13 protein-coding genes are annotated in these 17649 nt (G+C 39.1%); 1 reads left to right on the top strand and 12 read right to left on the bottom strand.

From position 1 onward, the window contains the following. Positions 1–3: 3 nt before the first annotated feature. From ABE65_RS02080 to ABE65_RS02035, 10 genes are all read right to left on the bottom strand, one after another. Positions 4–1443 carry a phytoene desaturase family protein gene (locus ABE65_RS02080; RefSeq protein ID WP_066390989.1) on the bottom strand — a complete coding sequence of 480 codons (1440 nt, stop codon included), beginning with the start codon at positions 1441–1443 and terminating at the stop codon, positions 4–6. Continuing rightward, positions 1440–2936, bottom strand: a complete 1497-nt coding sequence (locus ABE65_RS02075) for a phytoene desaturase family protein (RefSeq protein WP_066390988.1) — start codon at positions 2934–2936, stop codon at positions 1440–1442. The genes ABE65_RS02080 and ABE65_RS02075 overlap by 4 nt, the downstream gene beginning before the upstream one ends. Positions 2937–3214: 278 nt before the next feature. Further along, entirely contained in the window at positions 3215–3373 is a 159-nt protein-coding gene (locus ABE65_RS21710) for a hypothetical protein (protein ID WP_153238203.1), read from the bottom strand. A gap of 43 nt (positions 3374–3416) precedes the next feature. Then, positions 3417–4685, bottom strand: a complete 1269-nt coding sequence (locus ABE65_RS02070; RefSeq protein ID WP_066390987.1) for an ATP-binding protein — start codon at positions 4683–4685, stop codon at positions 3417–3419. A gap of 110 nt (positions 4686–4795) precedes the next feature. Next, positions 4796–6595: an ABC transporter ATP-binding protein gene (locus ABE65_RS02065; RefSeq protein ID WP_066390986.1), complete on the bottom strand. Its 1800-nt coding sequence runs from the start codon at positions 6593–6595 to the stop codon at positions 4796–4798. Next, positions 6561–8318, bottom strand: coding sequence for an ABC transporter ATP-binding protein (locus ABE65_RS02060; RefSeq protein WP_066390984.1), 1758 nt, complete (start codon positions 8316–8318; stop codon positions 6561–6563). Before ABE65_RS02060 ends, ABE65_RS02065 begins: the two co-directional genes overlap by 35 nt. A 134-nt stretch (positions 8319–8452) precedes the next feature. After that, positions 8453–9451, bottom strand: a complete 999-nt coding sequence (locus ABE65_RS02055) for a cation diffusion facilitator family transporter (RefSeq protein WP_066390983.1) — start codon at positions 9449–9451, stop codon at positions 8453–8455. 530 nt (positions 9452–9981) lie between these two features. Further along, positions 9982–11403 carry an alanine/glycine:cation symporter family protein gene (locus ABE65_RS02045; protein WP_066399660.1) on the bottom strand — a complete coding sequence of 474 codons (1422 nt, stop codon included), beginning with the start codon at positions 11401–11403 and terminating at the stop codon, positions 9982–9984. A gap of 359 nt (positions 11404–11762) precedes the next feature. Continuing rightward, positions 11763–12218: a threonine/serine exporter family protein gene (locus tag ABE65_RS02040; RefSeq protein WP_066390979.1), complete on the bottom strand. Its 456-nt coding sequence runs from the start codon at positions 12216–12218 to the stop codon at positions 11763–11765. Positions 12219–12233: 15 nt separating this feature from the next. Beyond that, a complete protein-coding gene (locus ABE65_RS02035) occupies positions 12234–12995 on the bottom strand; it encodes a threonine/serine exporter family protein (RefSeq protein WP_066390976.1) in 762 nt (253 codons plus the stop codon). 391 nt (positions 12996–13386) lie between these two features. Between ABE65_RS02035 and ABE65_RS02030 the strand changes: the two genes are divergently transcribed. Next, positions 13387–14349: a LacI family DNA-binding transcriptional regulator gene (locus tag ABE65_RS02030; protein WP_066390972.1), complete on the top strand. Its 963-nt coding sequence runs from the start codon at positions 13387–13389 to the stop codon at positions 14347–14349. Between the two features lie 59 nt (positions 14350–14408). On the opposite strand, the gene essA is transcribed toward ABE65_RS02030, so the two are convergent. Together essA and esaA are read right to left on the bottom strand one after the other, a co-directional pair. Beyond that, a complete protein-coding gene (gene essA, locus ABE65_RS02025) occupies positions 14409–14906 on the bottom strand; it encodes a type VII secretion protein EssA (RefSeq protein WP_066390971.1) in 498 nt (165 codons plus the stop codon). Then, positions 14893–17637 carry a type VII secretion protein EsaA gene (gene esaA, locus ABE65_RS02020; protein WP_269148789.1) on the bottom strand — a complete coding sequence of 915 codons (2745 nt, stop codon included), beginning with the start codon at positions 17635–17637 and terminating at the stop codon, positions 14893–14895. Before esaA ends, essA begins: the two co-directional genes overlap by 14 nt. Positions 17638–17649: the final 12 nt, after the last annotated feature.

Raw genomic sequence — 17649 nt, 5'->3', positions numbered from 1 at the left:
GTTTCACGCCCTTTCAAGATATTTGGCTAGATGTTTTGCACTCTGCATAACGATGGGAACTCCTCCACCTGGATGGATGGACGCACCTACGGCATACAGATTTTCGTATGGTAGAGGTTTGATCTGTGGCCGAAACACACCGGATTGTTTCAAGGTTGGCGCAATGCCAAAACTGCCTCCTTGGTAAAGCCCATCTGTGAGTGCATCATTAGGTGTGCGGATTTCGCTCCACACGATCGAATCCTTCAGCCCTGGATATCCTCGTTTTTCTAATGAATCAATAATAAAATCTGCATAACTTTGTTTCTCTAACTCCCAATCTACGGTTTCACCTGAAGGAACGGGAACAAGTACGTATAATACACTTTTACCTTCTGGCGCAAGTGTTGGGTCAATTTTTGAAGGATAGAACGTGTATATGGCCGGATCACGAGGCAACTTCTTTTGTAAAAATACTTCTCGCATATGTTCATCAAAGTGATCCGTCATAAAGAACTGATGAACATCCGCTTCATCGAACATTCTGTCTAGTCCAAGGTACAAAAGGAAACAACCAGAAGAAGATTCGTAGTTTTTCTTGACCGGCTTTGGCCCAGGAATGAGATGGTGAATACCTGGAAAGTCACCATTATAGATGACCATGTCATGCAGATGTGTACCTTCTTCTGTCACCACCCCGTTACATAAATTCCCTTGTAACGATAACGCTTCTACTGGGGTGCTCAAGCGGATCTCCACGCCTTGCTCAACTAGCTTTCTTTGGAGCAAGTCTACAACACTTCCATATCCGCCTTTTACATACCAAATCCCATGAGCATGTTCGCTAAATGGCACGAGCGAATACATGGCTGGGGAGTTTTCAGGTGATCCTCCGATATACAGAGTTTGAAACGAAAAAGCTTCTTGCATTCTAGGATGGCTGAAATACGCTTCTGCTAACTTTTTTACAGATTGATAGGCTTTTAGTTTAGTAAGTGTGTGTAGGTTTTTCGGTGTCCAAAAATCCCTTCGATTTACGAAAGAACGATCTAAGAATGCTGTTTTCCCCTGGTGAAAACGCTCGTACATATCCGTTACGTACCGTAAGAACCCTTGCTCTTCACCTGGAAACATTCTCTTGATCTCGTTCAACTGTCCCGGCAGGTCACTCGTTTTATAAAAATGAGATCCGTCTGGATAATTCAGCTTATACATGGGACTGCATAAGATCAGCTCTAGCTCATCACGCTCAATGCCAACTTCACTTAAAATCTCATAGATCATTTCGGGAAGCAGCACGATTGTAGGACCGCTATCTATTTTATATCCTTCTTTTTCAAAAAAATTCAGCCTGCCGCCCAGTCTGGAACTTTTCTCATAAATCGTAACCTCCTTACCTTGTTTCCTTAAGTAGAGTGCTGTAATTAAGCCACCAATACCTCCGCCAACAATTCCAGCATTCATACAGATTGTACCTCCATCTTGCTATGTTTCTCTGCCATCATGGTTGTTGTGATACGGGCAGATTCCATGATCGTAGGAAGACCGCTTCCGGGATGAGTACCACCGCCAACAAGCCATAATCCTTCGATTTCTTTTTGTTTATTATGCGGCCTAAAGTACATCATCTGAGTTAACTGATGACCTAGGTTAAACGTTGCTCCCTTATAAACAGAGAGCTTGTTTTCCCAATCAAGCGGCGTAAACATATATTCTGTTTCAATATGCTGTTCCAAATTTTTAAAATCAGTTCGTTCTTGAAGCTGCGCTAAAACAAGCTTTTTAAAGTCATGTTTATGTTCTTCCCAATCAATCAAGCTAAAATTGTTAGGAACCGGGGCTAAAATGTATAGAGCCGACTTCCCTTCTGGCGCAAGAGTTGGATCTGTTACAGAAGGATTATGAATATAGATGGAAGGATCCTGTGACAAAATCTTCTTCTTCGTAATCTCTTCAACATTCTTACGATAATCTTCAGAAAAAACGATCGTATGATGGGGAAGATCATATTTCTTATCCACACCTACGTAGAGCATAAACGCAGAGCAAGAATAGCTCTTTTTCATTAACTTATCGCTTGTATATTTTTTTGTAGATCCTTTAGGCATCAACTTCTCCATCGCATGAGCGAAGTCAGCGTTAACCACTACTTCATCCGCAAACACTTTTTCACCTGAATCAAGTTGAAGTCCTTTCACCCTGCCCCTATCTATAATGAGTTCTTTCACACCCGATGAAGTGACTACTTCACCACCGTATTCTTTAATCACTTTAACCATTGCTTCTGTAATTTTGTTCACACCACCTACAGGATGATAAACCCCATATGCGTGCTCCATATAAGAAAGAATCGTAAATGCGCCCGGACATTCCCAAGGGGACATGCCTAAATATTTTGCCTGAAAGGTAAAGGCGAGTCGTAGTCTTTCATCAGAGAAATACTTTGAAAGTTGATCGTGCAATGAATCCGTCACCGTTAATTTCGGCAACGCTTTAATAAATTTAAGCTGCAAATAATCCAATAAAGAATCATGCTTATTTTGTAAGATGGGCATAAGTGCTTCAAACTTTTCTTTTTCTTTCTTCATAAAACGTCGATAGCCTTCACCATTGCCGGGAAAGACCTCTTCAATATTGTTATACATGGTGGATTGATCTGTTGTAGAATCAATCGTTGCATCTTTAAATTTCAGCTGATACATCGGCTCAAGTCTCTTTAACTCGATATAATCTTCTAAGCGTCGATCTGCAAGCTGAAACATTTCTTCCAAGATGTGAGGCATATTTAAAAAGGTTGGACCCCGATCAAACGTATAACCATCTTGATGAAAAGCAGAAGTACGCCCACCGATAAACGGTTGTTTTTCGTATACTGTCACTTGATATCCCTTACTGGCTAATAGCATTCCTGCAGTTAGACCACCAGGACCCGCACCAATTACAGCTACAGATTTCATACATGCATACCTTCCTTCTACTTTTACAATCTATATACAAAATATTATACAAAAATTATACGACGCATGTTCTAGGAATGGCAAATTTTAAAGATTAAAAAAACACACTCAAAAAAAGTTTCCTTGATGTGTGCTTCTTCACATATGGTGTGTATGTAACTTCGACGTAAGAAATAGAAAACCTTCCCAAACGTTTAAATAAAATAAACTTTAAACAGAAAACATAAAATGCGACATATTACCAAAAAAGCCTGTAGAATCTACAGGCTTTTTGAACATCATTCTTTTGAATGTTTTTCTTTGTGATTTAAATAGTCTTCTTCTTCATTTTTTGGCTTTTTCTTTCTAGCTTGGCGCACGATTAATATGACAATAATGACAACTAATAATAAGCTGACATTTAAAAAGCCTCCAAAAAACTTAAAGAGTTCATCCATGCTGCTTCACCTCTTCTCAGCATTTTCCCCTTATTTACGGTTTTTAAACCGTTTCTCTACTAAGAAGATGAGTGAGAGGCAACGTAACACTGACTTTTGTCCCTTTTCCTAACTTGCTCGTATAATCTACTCTTCCTCCCATTGATTCGATGATTCGCGTAGACACCATCGTTCCCAACCCAGTTCCTTGCTCTTTCGTCGAGAAGAAGAGAGAACCCACACGGGCAAGCTGTTCTTTTGTCATTCCTTTACCCGTATCCCTCACAATGATCTTTACGCTATCATCTTCTTCCATAAGCTTTATTGATACACGCCCTTCTTTTGGCGTTGCTTCTACAGCGTTTTTTAATATATTTATAAGAGCTTGTTTTAACTGATTGCGGTCTGTTGTAAGAACTGCATCTGATTCAATGGTATGGGTGAGTGAAATGCCTTCCTTTAACGCATAAGGATTTAATAAAATACTTAATTCCATGACTAATAAAGGAAGAGGAAACGTTTCAATCTTTTTAAATTCTGGTTTGGCAAAGTTTAGATAATCGCTGATAATATTTTCTGCTCTTCCTAATTCACTTAAGATGAGTGGATAGTAATGCTTATGGCGCTCGTCTTCTCCTTCCATCAACTGAAGGAATCCTTTTACAACGGTTAGTGGATTACGAACTTCATGTGCGATGGATGCCGCAAGCTCTCCAAGCGTATGCTGCTTCTCGGAACGCCTGATCTCATCCTTCATCAAGTTTCTTTCGATGACAGATTCATTTAAGACGGCTGCGAAAACAACAGCTAAGATTTGAATGGTGCCAAACACAACTATATATAGGACTAATTTTTGATCAAATCCTAAAAAATCTTCATTAAAATACAGATAGATTAACAGGATGATCAACTGAACAAGCGCAGGCCATGATCCTGTGATAATGGAAAGGTAAACCCTCTTCTTTGGGGTGGATTTCCAGAAGCAGTTATAGATAAGAAAAGGTACTGCACATGAAATAACGGCTACGATATACGCTAAGTACAGGGTTTCACCACCCATTGCCGTTCTAGTGAGCATTAGAGCAACAATCGTTATGATTCCAGAAATAGGACCTCCATAAAAAATAGAGAGAACGACTGGAACGTATCTCAGATCCCAGTACAACGAGGAATCATAATAAGCAAAATACATGCAGAGTGATGCGGCCGATCCATATAACAAGCCTAAAAAATACGGCGATCTCCCTATTTTGCGATGTTCAAATAAAAAGCTATAGCTCAATACAGGCGCAAGAACAATTAATACATGTAAAAGCAGCTTCTCAACAATCATTCTATACTCCTTCGTCCGAGTGTCTTATGTTCTATGAATACGACAAAAAAAGAGCAATTCCTTCCAGAATCGCCCTTTTATTATGCCTAAAGCCTTATCTCATCCTCTGATCAAGCATCTTGTTTTAATTGACTATGATAAAGAGAATGATAGAATTTCTTATTTTTAAGTAATTCATCGTGTGTCCCTTTTTCAAGGATACCTCCATCATGAAGAACTAGAATTTGATCAGCCTGTTGAATCGTATTCAATCGATGAGCAATCACAAAGCTAGTTCTTCCCTGCATAAGACGTTGCAGAGCTTCTTGAATCTTCATCTCAGTAATCGTATCTATGGAACTTGTTGCCTCATCTAGTATTAATAGAGACGGGTCCGCTAAGATCGCTCTAGCAATAGATAGAAGCTGTTTTTGTCCCTGACTGATGCCGCTGCCCTCTTGATTCAATATCGTGTTGTAGCCTTTTGGCAACTTCTTAACGAAAGAATGAGCATTCGCTAGTTTAGCAGCATTTATCACTTCTTCATCCGTCGCCTCTAAACGTCCATACCGTATATTTTCAAGGATGGTTCCTTCAAATAAAAAGGAATCTTGAAGTACAAACCCCATATGACTGCGAAGCGAGCTTCTTTTCACTTTTTTAATGTCATGTCCATCAATTAAGATCTGACCGCTATCACTCTCATAAAATCTAGAAAGCAGATTTACGATAGTTGTTTTTCCTGCACCGGTCGGTCCTACTAACGCTACTGTCTCTCCTTCTTTCACCGAAAAATTCAATCCACTCACTGTTTTTTCATCCTTCTCATAAGAGAAAGAAACATCTTGAAACTCTACTTTACCTTTTACTGCAGTCAGTTCTACAGCGCCTGTTTCATCCATCTCTTCTTGTGATTCATCAAGGATTTCAAAAACTCTCTCTGCCCCAGCAACGGCAGACAGTAACGTATTGAATTGGTTGGCTAAATCATTGAGCGGTCTTGTAAATTGTCTAGAATACTCAACGAATATCACGATGACACCGATCGATACTTTCCCGTTCAACGCAAGTACGCCGCCGATTCCCGCTATTAACGCAAAGCTTCCATTGTTAAGAACATTCATCAATTTCGGAATAAAGCCTGAGAAGGTCTGCGCCCAATAGCCAGACTCTTTCAATCGTTCATTCTTCGCCATGAATTCTTCCATTACTCTTTTTTCCTGTGAAAAGGACTTAACGATCCGCTGTCCAGAAGTGATCTCTTCAATATAACCATTAATCTCTCCCAGATTTCTCTGTTGTTCTTTAAAGCGAGCGCCTGTTCTTTTCGTTATCCACTTTAATCCAAAGAACATGAGTGGGACGATTGATAAAGAGATCAGCGTCAATATCGGACTTAAATAGATCATGACCCCTACTGTTCCAACAAGGGTAAGTATGCTTGAGAATACTTGGATAAACGAACTATTCAATGTGGAACTGACGTTTTCTATATCATTCGTTACACGACTCATCAGTTCACCATGTTGCCGTTTATCAAAAAAGGAAATCGATAATCGGTGAAACTGGTTAAACAGATCATTCCTCATTCTTAATACGGTATCTTGCGCGATCCCGATCATCCAATAGTTTTGCAGCCAAGTTGAAAGGGATTGACCTACAAAAACAAAGATAAGACCGAATAGTAGTTTGTTCAGTCCTTCCATATTTTCTTTTACGATATACGAATCTATTGCCATACCGATTAAAAACGGACCGAGCAAGCTTAATGCTGAGCTTATGATGACCATGAGTAACACTAGACTCAGCAGAAACTTTTGATCAGAAAAATAACTCCCGATACGTTTGATCGTACTTGCCCAATTTTTAGGTTTTACTTTTTTGCCAAATAAATGATTATGTGGATGAGGTCTGTTTGAACCCTTTGACATGCTGAAAGTCCTCCTCCCCAAACTGTGATTGAACGATTTTTACATATAAAGGTGATGTGTTCAGTAGTTCTTCATGTGTACCCCATGCTTCAACAGCTCCATCGTCTAAAAGCAAAATATGATCAGCTTCCATAGCCGTACTGATTTTTTGCGTAATAATGAACGTTGTACAAGAATAAGTTCTTAACGCTTTTAGCAACTTTCCTTCTGTTTTCAAGTCCAAAGCACTCGTACTATCATCGAGCATGAGTATTTTTGGTTTACGAACGAGCGCTCTTGCAATAGACAAGCGCTGCTTCTGTCCGCCAGAGAGGTTAACACCACGCTGCCCCACTCGTGTATCATACTGATTCGGTAACTTTTCAACAGTCTCATGAATTTGCGCATCAACGGCAGCAGAGATGATCTCATCAGAAGTAGCGTCTTCTTTACCCCATCCGATATTCTCTGTAATGGATCCTGTAAAAAGAACGGCTTCTTGAGGAACAACTCCAATACCTTTTCGAAGCTTTTCAATCGGATAGTTCATTACATTTTTCCCATCAACAAGTACTTCTCCTTCTGTTACATCATATAGCCTTGGTACGAGTTGAAAGAGTGAAGTTTTACCTGAACCTGTTGAACCAAGAATCGCTAACGTCTCACCTGGTTTTACAGAAAAAGAAAGATTTCTCAGAACCGGCACATCACTTTCTGGATAATGAAAAGAAACATTCTTAAATTCGACTGCTCCTTTGTTTATCGTCAAAGAGCTATCTGTATCTGGAGATTCAACGAGATCTATCTCTGTATCAAGGACTTCTCCTATTCGCTGTGCAGATGCTTTTGCACGGGAGAAAGCCATAATAATAAACGATATGATTGTCAGTACAGAAGAAATACGGAATGAATAGTTTACGATCGCAACCACTTCTCCAACCTCAACCGAACCCATGCTCACTTGTCTGCTGCCGAACCAGAGAATAAATAAAATTCCAATATTCATGACAAACAATAAGACAGGAATCGATACTTCGATCAAGCGAAGAGATGAGACTGTTTTCTCCTTCAACTCGCTACTCGCTTGTTCAAACCGATTCTTCTCAAAATCTCTTCGTAAGAATGCTTTAATCAGTCGCATTCCCATCAGATTTTCACGCATTACACGATTCACACCATCCAACCTATCTTGTACATCCCGAAACATACTGCCTGCCGTCTGGAGAACCCATTTTAAGAAAAATAACAAGATTGGTAACAAAACGACTAGTACTAAAGCCAGTTTCCAATTCACGATTAAAGACATGGTCACTCCACCGGCTAGTAATAGCGGTGCACGCAGCATAATCCTCAAACTCATAAAAACGGTATTCTGAAGTTGCGTTACATCATTGGTCATTCGTGTTATTAATGAAGAAGCAGGAAACTTATTGAAATTCACAAAAGAAAAAGATTGCACCTTCTCAAATACACGCCGTCTAATATCAAAACCATAGTTCTGACTAACATGTGCTGAGAAGAATGAATTTGCAATACCTGCTGCAAATGCGACTAGAGCCAGCCCAAACATGACAGCTCCCCAATACTTGATTACACTCAAGTCGCTCTTCAAGATACCATCATCAATAATCTTAGCCATGATTAACGGCTGCAGAAGTTCCACTCCAAGTTCAGTTAATGTTAAAAATAATGCAACCCCGATCGCGACACGGTATGCTTTTAAATACGAAAACACTTTCCACATAATCTATCCCCCGAACATCACCGATGTTTAACAAACTTAACCATTCTAGTATTATTTTATCCTTTTTCTTAAAAATATTTAACTATTTCGACTTCTTATCCTATTTTTAGTAAAAGGAAAACCCGCTAATAGGCTCAGCGGGTTGTTTCTGTCTTATCTTCTGTACCGTTTACTTCAATTTCTGCTTCCTTCGGCCACGTTTTTACATGGTCAGTTTCTAAGATTCCCATCGTAACATCACCAATATCCGTATCTTCTAAAAGCTTATCTCGCACCCGATACTTAATATCATCAGCATCTGCCAAGGTAAATCCTTCCTTTAATTCGATATAGCTTTCAACATGATATCTTCGTCCTTCTTGCAGAATTCTTAGTTCCTTTATATCTACGACGTCTTGATCTGAAAGAATCGTATCCGCAATTCGGTCTTCAACTACTTTTGGTGCAGCAACACCGATCAACCCGCGTGTGTTATCAATTCCTAACTTAAAGGCTACAACGACCAGAAGGATTCCGATCAATAATGTTCCGATCCCATCCAATATATAAGCGCCAGTTAGGTCTGCTAATACGATAGAGATAAGAGCTAATAAAGCACCAGAAGTAGCGATTAAATCTTCATAAAAAACTAAACGTGTTGGTGGTGCAGCTAGACCAACATTCTTAAAAGACTCCTTTACAATCCCAAATCCTTTTGCTTCACTTCTCGTCTCGTGAACGATCTCCTTCATCGCTTTAATGAGGATGAAACCATCAACTAAGATCGCTAGGATCATGATTGATATATTTAATAATAGGTTTGTTGAAGACTGTGGATTCTGTATAAGCTTCCACCCTTTTAATATTGTCTCGTAAGCCATGATAGAAACTACGATTACAGCTACTAAAACGAACAGATTCACAACGCGGCCAAAACCAGCCGGAAATCGTTTAGTCGGTTCTTTTTCAGAAAGAGCACTTCCGAAAAATACAAACGCTTGGTTTAGGGCATCTGCAGCAGAATGTAGAGTTGTCGCAAACATGGCACCACTTCCGCTGACTGCGGCAGCAATTCCTTTAGCGATAGCGAGTACTGTGTTTCCTAATGCGGCAATGCCGGACGATTTATTTCCCTTTTTAAGTAGTTCAATCAAAGGTCTGCCTCCACTCTTGTTTTGTATTTTTTAACATTCGTAATAGCTGGTTAATCTGCTTATTCTTAGTGACAAGTGTACTTCCAAAAGCAACAAAGCTCTTTTCTAAAAGATTGCTGCTTTAAGATGTTTTCTTTTTTTCTCTTCATTTGACAAGTTGATTGTAGCGTAAGGGTGCCGACTCCTGCGGGACGAGCGGTCAAACCTAAAAGTGAAAGTGGCTCGTTCAGCCCCGACAAGCAAAAGGTGAATAGACAAGGAAGGTGGTCTTTACCTTCATGGTCTATTTAACTTTTGACCTCGAGGGGCTAGCCACTGCAACTAGACAGGTGAGACACTTAGAGGCGCAAAGCGGCAAGTGGCTCACCTGTCGCCCCGCGGAAAGCGAGCAACCTGGAGCGGAAATCAACTACTTCCAAAACCAACAAAGTACACCAAAACATCTTTTTAATAAGAATTCCTGTAAAGCTCCCTATTTAAACCACATAAAAAAAACAGGCTGCTACAAACAGCCTGTTCAAAAACAATTATTATGATACTTTCTCTTCATTATTACCTTGTGCTTCTTTATATCCGCCTTCCCAATACTCTGCATTCTTTATGCCTAGTTTGGTTGAATCGAAAACAGGATCAAGCCCTGCTTTCTTTTGTTCCTCGTAATCTTTTAAAACACGAAGTGCTGGCTTTGCTAGTATGAGTATAGCGATTAAGTTCAGCCAAACCATGATTCCTAGGCCGAGATCCCCTAGCGCCCAAGCCAAGTCCGCTGTCTTTACTGCGCCATAATAGGTCGTTCCTAACAATACAACCTTGAGCAGGAACATTGGAATTTTGTTATTACGGCCTCTCATGAGGTAGGCAATATTCGTTTCTGCGATATAGTAATACGCCATGATTGTAGTGAAAGCAAAGAAAAATAGGGAAACTGCTACAAAACCTGAACCGAATCCAGGAAGAACAGATTCAATGGCTTCTTGTGTAAAAGCAGTACCCGCTTCTACGTTAGGAATGTTCTCGACAATAAATGACTTGTCCGCTTCATTTTGAACGTTGTACATACCCGTAAAAAGAATCATAAACGCTGTAGCTGTACATACAAGCCATGTGTCAATATATACAGAGAACGCTTGTACAAGTCCTTGTTTAGCAGGATGCGATACTTCTGCGGCAGCAGCCGGATGAGGCCCCGTACCTTGCCCCGCTTCGTTTGAATAGATTCCACGCTTAACGCCCCACATGATCGCTGAACCTACAATTCCTCCAAATGCAGAATCAAAAGAGAACGCACTTCTGAAAATTAAAGAAAGTACTTCAGGAATCTGAGGGATATGAAAAGCAACGATGATTAACGAAACAAGCACATAGCCAATTGCCATAAAGGGAACAACATATTGCGCTACATTGGCAATCCTTTTAACACCACCAAAAATAATAGCGGCTAAAATGACAATTAAGAAAATACCCGTTACGGACGGATTGATGTTAAAAGCATTATCAAGTCCAGCAGCAATTGAGTTAGATTGAATACCCGGCATCAGTAGCGCCATAGCAGCTAGTGCAGAGACTGCGAAAATAATTCCATACCATTTCCAACCAATACCCTTTTCAATATAGTACGCAGGACCACCTCGGTATTCCCCGTCCTGTTTTACTTTATAAACTTGAGCAAGTGCAGATTCAACAAAAGCACTTGAAGCACCGATAAACGCGATCATCCACATCCAGAAGACCGCCCCAGGGCCACCAAATCCGATAGCAGTTGCTGTTCCTGCGATGTTACCTGTTCCTACCCGGCCAGATAATGCGATCGCCAAAGCTTGGAAAGAAGAAACTCCTGCTTTAGAACTCTTTCCTTCTAACATGAGTTTGATCATTTCTTTAAAATGACGAACTTGCAAAAATCTCGTTAAAATTGAAAATAATAGCCCTACACCTAAACAAAAATAAATCATCGGCTGACTCCATAGAATCGCCACTGCATCTCCTACAAACGTTTCAAAGCTGTTCAAAACTTTACCCCCTTGTATTTGACTGAAAATTTTATCTATTTGTAATTATAAGATAAATCATATATGATTACAAATTGTGACTAGAAACGCCAATATCATTCATGGTTTTTTCTTATTATGAAGTTAGTCGTGGTAAGAAAACAAGATAAAATTCTTTCCAGTATGGACATTTGTATCTTTTGTCGTGTACAGTTCCTAGTTGAATCTTAAAAATCCAGGAAAAATAGGAGAATATAAGTATGAAAAGCTTTGCATAAAAAAACCACCTGATCACCAGATGGTTTAGAAACTGCCTATTTTGTTTAGTGCGTTTTGTTTACAATCGTTTTAAGCTTAGATTTCCGAATAATCTGGTTGATGACTTCAGAGAAAACAAGACCAATCGCTATAGATCCTGAGATCATGAAGGCTTTAGCAGCTAAATTAATTGCAAGATTATAATCATTCTCGACGAAGCTTCTCATCGCATTGTATGCAATACCACCAGGTACTAAGGGAATAATGCCGGCTACACTATAGATAATGACGGGTGTCTTATACTTTTTGGCAAAGTATTGCGAAGCGATAGCAATCGTAAACGATGCGATAACCGTTGCTAACACCATGTCTACACCATTTGTTTCTAATAAGAAGTAGAACATCCAACCGATCATTCCTACTAGACCACAATGAAAAAGAGAGCGTTTTGGACCGTTAAAAATGATAACAAACGCTGCTGATGCTATAAAGCTTGTAATGATTTGTTCAACAATTGTCATCGTGAACGCTCCTTTTTAAAAAAATGAAAAAATTACAGCAATTCCTGCACCTATTGCAAATGCTGTTAAAAAGGCATCTGCGCCTTTAGCTAGTCCGGAAATAAGGTGTCCTGCCATAAGATCACGAACAGCATTCGTAATGAGCAACCCGGGTACTAAAGGCATGACAGAGCCAATAATAATCTTGTCCAGCTCACCGCCTATCCCTGTCGAAACAAAGAAGAGTGCTTGCAATCCAATTAAAAGGGATGCAGAAAACTCTGAGAAAAATTTGATCGGGACAAGTTGGTGAAAATACAACAGCGATAAAAACCCTAGTCCACCTGTAATAAAAGCCGGGAAAAAGTCTCTCCATTCCCCTTGAAACATGATCAAGAAACACCCTGAAGAGACGGCTGCAGCTAGTACATGAATCCATAGAGAATAAGGTGAACCTGATTCACCAATTTTTTTTAACTCTTTATATGCTTCTTCAATCGTAAATTCACCAGCACTGATTCTACGCGATATCCCATTCACTTGAGCAACCTTTTCTAAATCTGTAGTTCGTTCGACAATTCGAATCAACTTTGTCTTCGTTGGCTCGTTGCCTTCTACAGAAAAAAGAATGCCTGTTGGTGTTACATAAGGATGAGACTGATAAGCACCAAAAGAAGAAGCGATACGCATCATCGTATCCTCCACACGGTACGTTTCTGCTCCGCTTTGTAACATAATTTTACCTGCTAATAAACAGACTGCCATGATATCGTAGGTTTCTTGTTTCTCCATTTCCATTAAGCATACTCTCCAATATATTACTTACCATCATTCTACCCAAAAGTAGAGCGTTAATATTTTTACAGTTTAACTGATTGTGACTGAGTTCGGCAATGGAGTTGAACAAGTTTACAGATGTTACTACAATAAGTTCATAAGTTAGTCACCATACACATCAAATAAATAACGAAAGTGATCCTTATCATCCTTTTTCTTTTTGGAAAGCCTGCTTTTTTCCTGAAGTGAAATTGTAAACGAAGATAGGTATAGGATAGAGACGCACATGAAAATCAGACTGACGATGCCGGTTAAAATCACCACAAGGCATACCTCCTTTTGTGTATATGCAAAGGGTATGGTATGAAACGCGTTTCAGAGCAAGAAAAACTTTTTAAGAAAAGGTGAAGGCATGACCAATATTAAAGATATCGCGAAGTTGGCTGGTGTTTCTGTTACGACAGTCTCCCGTGTAATCAACAATCACCCCTATGTTAGCGAGGAAAAAGTATCAGCCGTTAAAGCGGCTATGAAAAAATCCAACTATCACCGTAACATTAACGCCGTTCATTTGAGCAAAGGAAAAACTCATTTAATCGGTGTAGTTGTTCCGTTCTCTAACCATCCTTACTTCGGTCTATTGATCGAAGGAATCGCGAATGCCGCATTAGAACAGAACTATAAGCTTGCTCTTATACAAACGAACTATAAGGAAACAAAAGAAATAGAAGCTTTGAAGATGCTTGAAGATAAGCAGATTGATGCGCTGATCATCTGTTCGAGGATCTGTGCCTGGGACGTCATCGAAAGTTACTCGGTGTATGGACCTATCGTCCTTTGTGAAGATTCAAGAAACGATAAGATCTCCTCTACGTTTATTGATCACTATAAAACGTTTACCATGGCTCTCCATTATTTATATGAAAAAGGACATCAACGAATTGGTTATACGATTGGCAGACAGACAGGTGCAAACAGCATCCAGCGAGATGTTGCGTATAAAGATTTCTTAACAAGATTCACCTTACCCTATGAACCGAGTTACATCTTCACAGATCGTTATGATGTTGAAGATGGTGTTCGTGTGGCAGAGCATCTATCGAACATGAAAAATCGTCCTACCGCTCTACTTGTGACGAGTGATCAAGTAGCAGCTGGCATCCTAATGAGTTGCAGAGAAAACCGCCTAGCCGTTCCACACGACCTAGCAATCATGAGCTTTGATAATCAACCCATCTCAAAAGTCATGCATCTGACAACACTCGAAATTCCTTTTGTAGAAGTAGGAAAGAAACTTTTTCAGCAAGCATTGAATGTTCAGGACGTTTCACATGAAGAAGTTCAGGTACGATTGATTGAGAGGGAGACGGTTTAAATAAAAAGAAAGCTAGCTCTTAGAAGGTTATATTCACCTTGTAAGAGCTAGCTTTTTGTTTAAGAATGACTGTTTATTGTGGATTTGTTTTTTCTCATACCAGGTATGAGTAGTGCTAATAAAACCGCAACGCCCAAAATGATCAATCCAGAATAAATGACTGATATCGAAAATCCTGATGTATTTCTATTCTGGTCTTCATCATTTGCAGCTGCTAGATTCTCTTCTCTCCCAGCAGCAAATAGTCCCATCGTTTTAGCTTTTGAAGCCGTACTGTTATCCACCTTAACAGATTGATCAAACAAGTCATCTTGTAGATCTTCCAATTGGTTATCACCTGTCTTCGTAAACGTTAAATCCTTCTGCTCTTCTGGAAGCCGCTTTTTCTTTCCAGACAGTGATTCCTCTTGAAGATATTCCGTACTCTCTTTAATCTGATTTTCTTCATATAGATTTGGTGCTAATTCTCTAATGCTTGCACCGGCAAACACTGTTTCAGGTCCAAGACATACAAGAAATAGAATGATGACCAATAAAGTTTTTTTAATAAGCTTCATGCGCCTGATCCGTATTTGTTTTCTTAGATGGTTTTTTCCATAATTGAACGGCATATGGAATTAACGACAATATAATAATCAATCCAACTAAGAAGAAACAGCCTATTAAATAATCATTATCTGCACCGTATTGTATGGACAGATAAACAGCAGACATTGGATCTTCATATTGGAAATTAGGTGCTGCTAGAGCAAGTAATGGGCTAACAAAGAATAAGATTAGACCTACACTCGCAATCCATCCGATGAATTGGCCAACATTGAACGCTGAGCGTACTAAGGTTGATGCAGCTGTCAGCAATAATATGGTGAATACGGAAAACTGAATCGAATTTGTATTTGATAATGAGTAGATCTCTAGACCAAACAAACTAATAACAAGACCTACAATCAAGTTCAATAACCCGAAAACAGAATTTTTTACCAGAAATGGAAGCGGGCTAAAATAGTAACTGAAATAGCCTATTAGTAAACTACTGATTAAAATGACGATAAGAATTGCCACTGGCGGTACAGCTTTAACAGCTTGTGAATCTACCTGTGGATTATCACCCGAAACTTTTAATGGATTAGCTAAGTAATCATATACGTACCCATTACTTTGCCCATCTAAGTAAGTATTGCCGAGTACATCAAATACGTCATCTCTTACTAACTTGGTAGATTCTACATTTGTTGTCCATTTCTCATTTAAGACACTTGCATCGTTCTGTACACTGCTTACTTTTGTTTGTAGATCACCCGTATAATTTACGACTGATGTTTGTCTCTCACTCAAAGAGTCCATTAAAGTATCAATCATACTAATCTCTTGACTGATGCTTTGCTGATTTGTTACTAACAAGGAACCTTCCCCGGCTTGTTCAGGTTCACTCATTTGCATATCTTGTAACTTTACTAAAACAGTATTTGCACTTTCTTCAATTGAACCGATGTCACTCATTAATGCTTGCTGTTGATCTTCTAATGTAAATTGATAATTCTCTTTAAACTGAGAAAATGAACTTCCTAATCCTTTCATCTCCTCTTGTGTAGCTGGGAATGAACCATTTACAGCATCCCATTTACCTTGTTCTTCTTCATTTACATTCAGTGTCTTTTCTACTCTCTTATTAAAATCTTCATTAGCTAGTACAGTTTCCTTATTATCGTTCTCAGCCCCCACTAAGGTCGTGTGATACTCAGAAAGTAAAGCATAATAAGCAAGGGTACCGTCAAAAGAGTTAATCGTAAGAGGTGTACTAAATAAATCAGCAAGCCCATTATTCATCTTTAAGATTTCTTGTTCTTTTTTACGAATTTGATTATATAGATTGAAAAATTCATCATTTAACGTGCTTGTGTTAATCACATTCTGATAGTTAGAAAGAAGTTGATCGTAAGCAATTTTTAACTTATCGTACTCCTGCTTCCAACCAGACTGATTGGATTTTGACTCAATCTTTCCTTTGACTGCAATTACTCGATTATTTAAGTTCGTTAATTCATTTATTGCATTATTCACATTTTCTGGTTTAGGATCCGGAACAAGCTTTAACATCTCAATGATCTCTGAAGTTTTTTGGCTAATTGATTGTAATTCGCCTAATTCTTCAGTAAAATCTGCTGGATTCGGCTGACCAGGAGTGCCTGGTGTTCCAGGTTGTCCACCACCACCTGGATTACCTCCACCTACTTGACCACGAGTTGCTTTAATCTTCTCTTCTAACGTAGATAGTCTTGATTGTTTCTGCTGAAGGATAAAGGCATCTAGTAAATCATTGTGGATAACCTTCATATCAGTTATTTGACGTTCAACTTGTTTCATTCTCTCGTCGTTCAAATTAGCAATAGACTGATTATTACCTTCAAGTAAGTCGTTCATAGAATTCATACTCGTTACAAAATAATCACCTTGTTCACGGAAGTACTGGTTGGTTTCAGCTTGTTTATTAATTACGCTTTCCTTACCTGCCTGAATGGATTGTAAATTTGTTTGCTGAGCTTCTCCTAATAGAAGCTGTTGCTCAGATTGATAGTTTTTATACTGTTCAACATAGGTAACAAAAGACGTTAAATTTTGCTCGAATTGCTTAAGATTATTGCTTCCTTGTGCAGACGAATCGTCCGCTTGCTTCATACTTGATTGAAGCTGAACAAGCATATCTTTTTGCCTTTGTAGCTCTCCAGCAAGTTCACCAGAACTAGGCTTATAAAAACTAATCATGGTCGTTTGGAACTCGATTTCCTTCTCCAATATACGGTCAAACTCTGTTCTAACCTTTTTCATATCTTGAGAGACATAGTTCCAATATAGTGAAGTCATTTGTTTATTTAAGCGATTTCCCGCATAATCCAGTTCACGTAATATCTTTTCTTTATTCACAGCAGTTAACTGCGATTGAACCGTGTATTGAAAATCAGCTTTAGTAGGCTGCTTTTCATCATATGTCATAACATTAGAAGTAAAGTTTGATGGAATATAAACAACAGCATCATACTTCTTGTTTTTAAGACCGCTATCTGCTGCACTTCTGCTGATAACAGTATACTTATAGTCAGATCCATCTTTTAGAATAGCTGGAACTTCCCTGCCTAACTGTAATTGACTCTCCTCTTCTTCTGAACCGAGATCTTCATTTACAATTGCAATGGAACGGGTACCGTTAGCTTTTACTTCCATAGGATTCTCTCCCAAAAAGTTCATAAACAGTTGGGGGAACACTAGAATAATAGCCACAGCTAGAAGCATCTTTATCCTATA

The organism is Fictibacillus phosphorivorans, assembly GCF_001629705.1.
GTDB lineage: Bacteria > Bacillota > Bacilli > Bacillales > Fictibacillaceae > Fictibacillus > Fictibacillus phosphorivorans_A.
The sequence above is the reverse complement of the archived record's forward strand: the minus strand, read 5'-3'. Positions and strand labels throughout refer to the sequence as shown.

Excerpts from the sequence above, each read along its gene's own strand:
- ABE65_RS02080 (WP_066390989.1), bottom strand. The coding sequence starts at position 1,443 with ATGAATGCTGGAATTGTTGGCGGAGGTATTGGTGGCTTAATTACAGCA.
- ABE65_RS02075 (WP_066390988.1), bottom strand. The coding sequence starts at position 2,936 with ATGAAATCTGTAGCTGTAATTGGTGCGGGTCCTGGTGGTCTAACTGCA.
- ABE65_RS21710 (WP_153238203.1), bottom strand. The coding sequence starts at position 3,373 with ATGGATGAACTCTTTAAGTTTTTTGGAGGCTTTTTAAATGTCAGCTTA.
- ABE65_RS02070 (WP_066390987.1), bottom strand. The coding sequence starts at position 4,685 with ATGATTGTTGAGAAGCTGCTTTTACATGTATTAATTGTTCTTGCGCCT.
- ABE65_RS02065 (WP_066390986.1), bottom strand. The coding sequence starts at position 6,595 with ATGTCAAAGGGTTCAAACAGACCTCATCCACATAATCATTTATTTGGC.
- ABE65_RS02060 (WP_066390984.1), bottom strand. The coding sequence starts at position 8,318 with ATGTGGAAAGTGTTTTCGTATTTAAAAGCATACCGTGTCGCGATCGGG.
- ABE65_RS02045 (WP_066399660.1), bottom strand. The coding sequence starts at position 11,403 with ATGATTTATTTTTGTTTAGGTGTAGGGCTATTATTTTCAATTTTAACG.
- ABE65_RS02040 (WP_066390979.1), bottom strand. The coding sequence starts at position 12,218 with ATGACAATTGTTGAACAAATCATTACAAGCTTTATAGCATCAGCAGCG.
- ABE65_RS02035 (WP_066390976.1), bottom strand. The coding sequence starts at position 12,995 with ATGGAAATGGAGAAACAAGAAACCTACGATATCATGGCAGTCTGTTTA.
- ABE65_RS02030 (WP_066390972.1), top strand. The coding sequence starts at position 13,387 with ATGACCAATATTAAAGATATCGCGAAGTTGGCTGGTGTTTCTGTTACG.
- essA (WP_066390971.1), bottom strand. The coding sequence starts at position 14,906 with ATGAAGCTTATTAAAAAAACTTTATTGGTCATCATTCTATTTCTTGTA.
- esaA (WP_269148789.1), bottom strand. The coding sequence starts at position 17,637 with ATGCTTCTAGCTGTGGCTATTATTCTAGTGTTCCCCCAACTGTTTATG.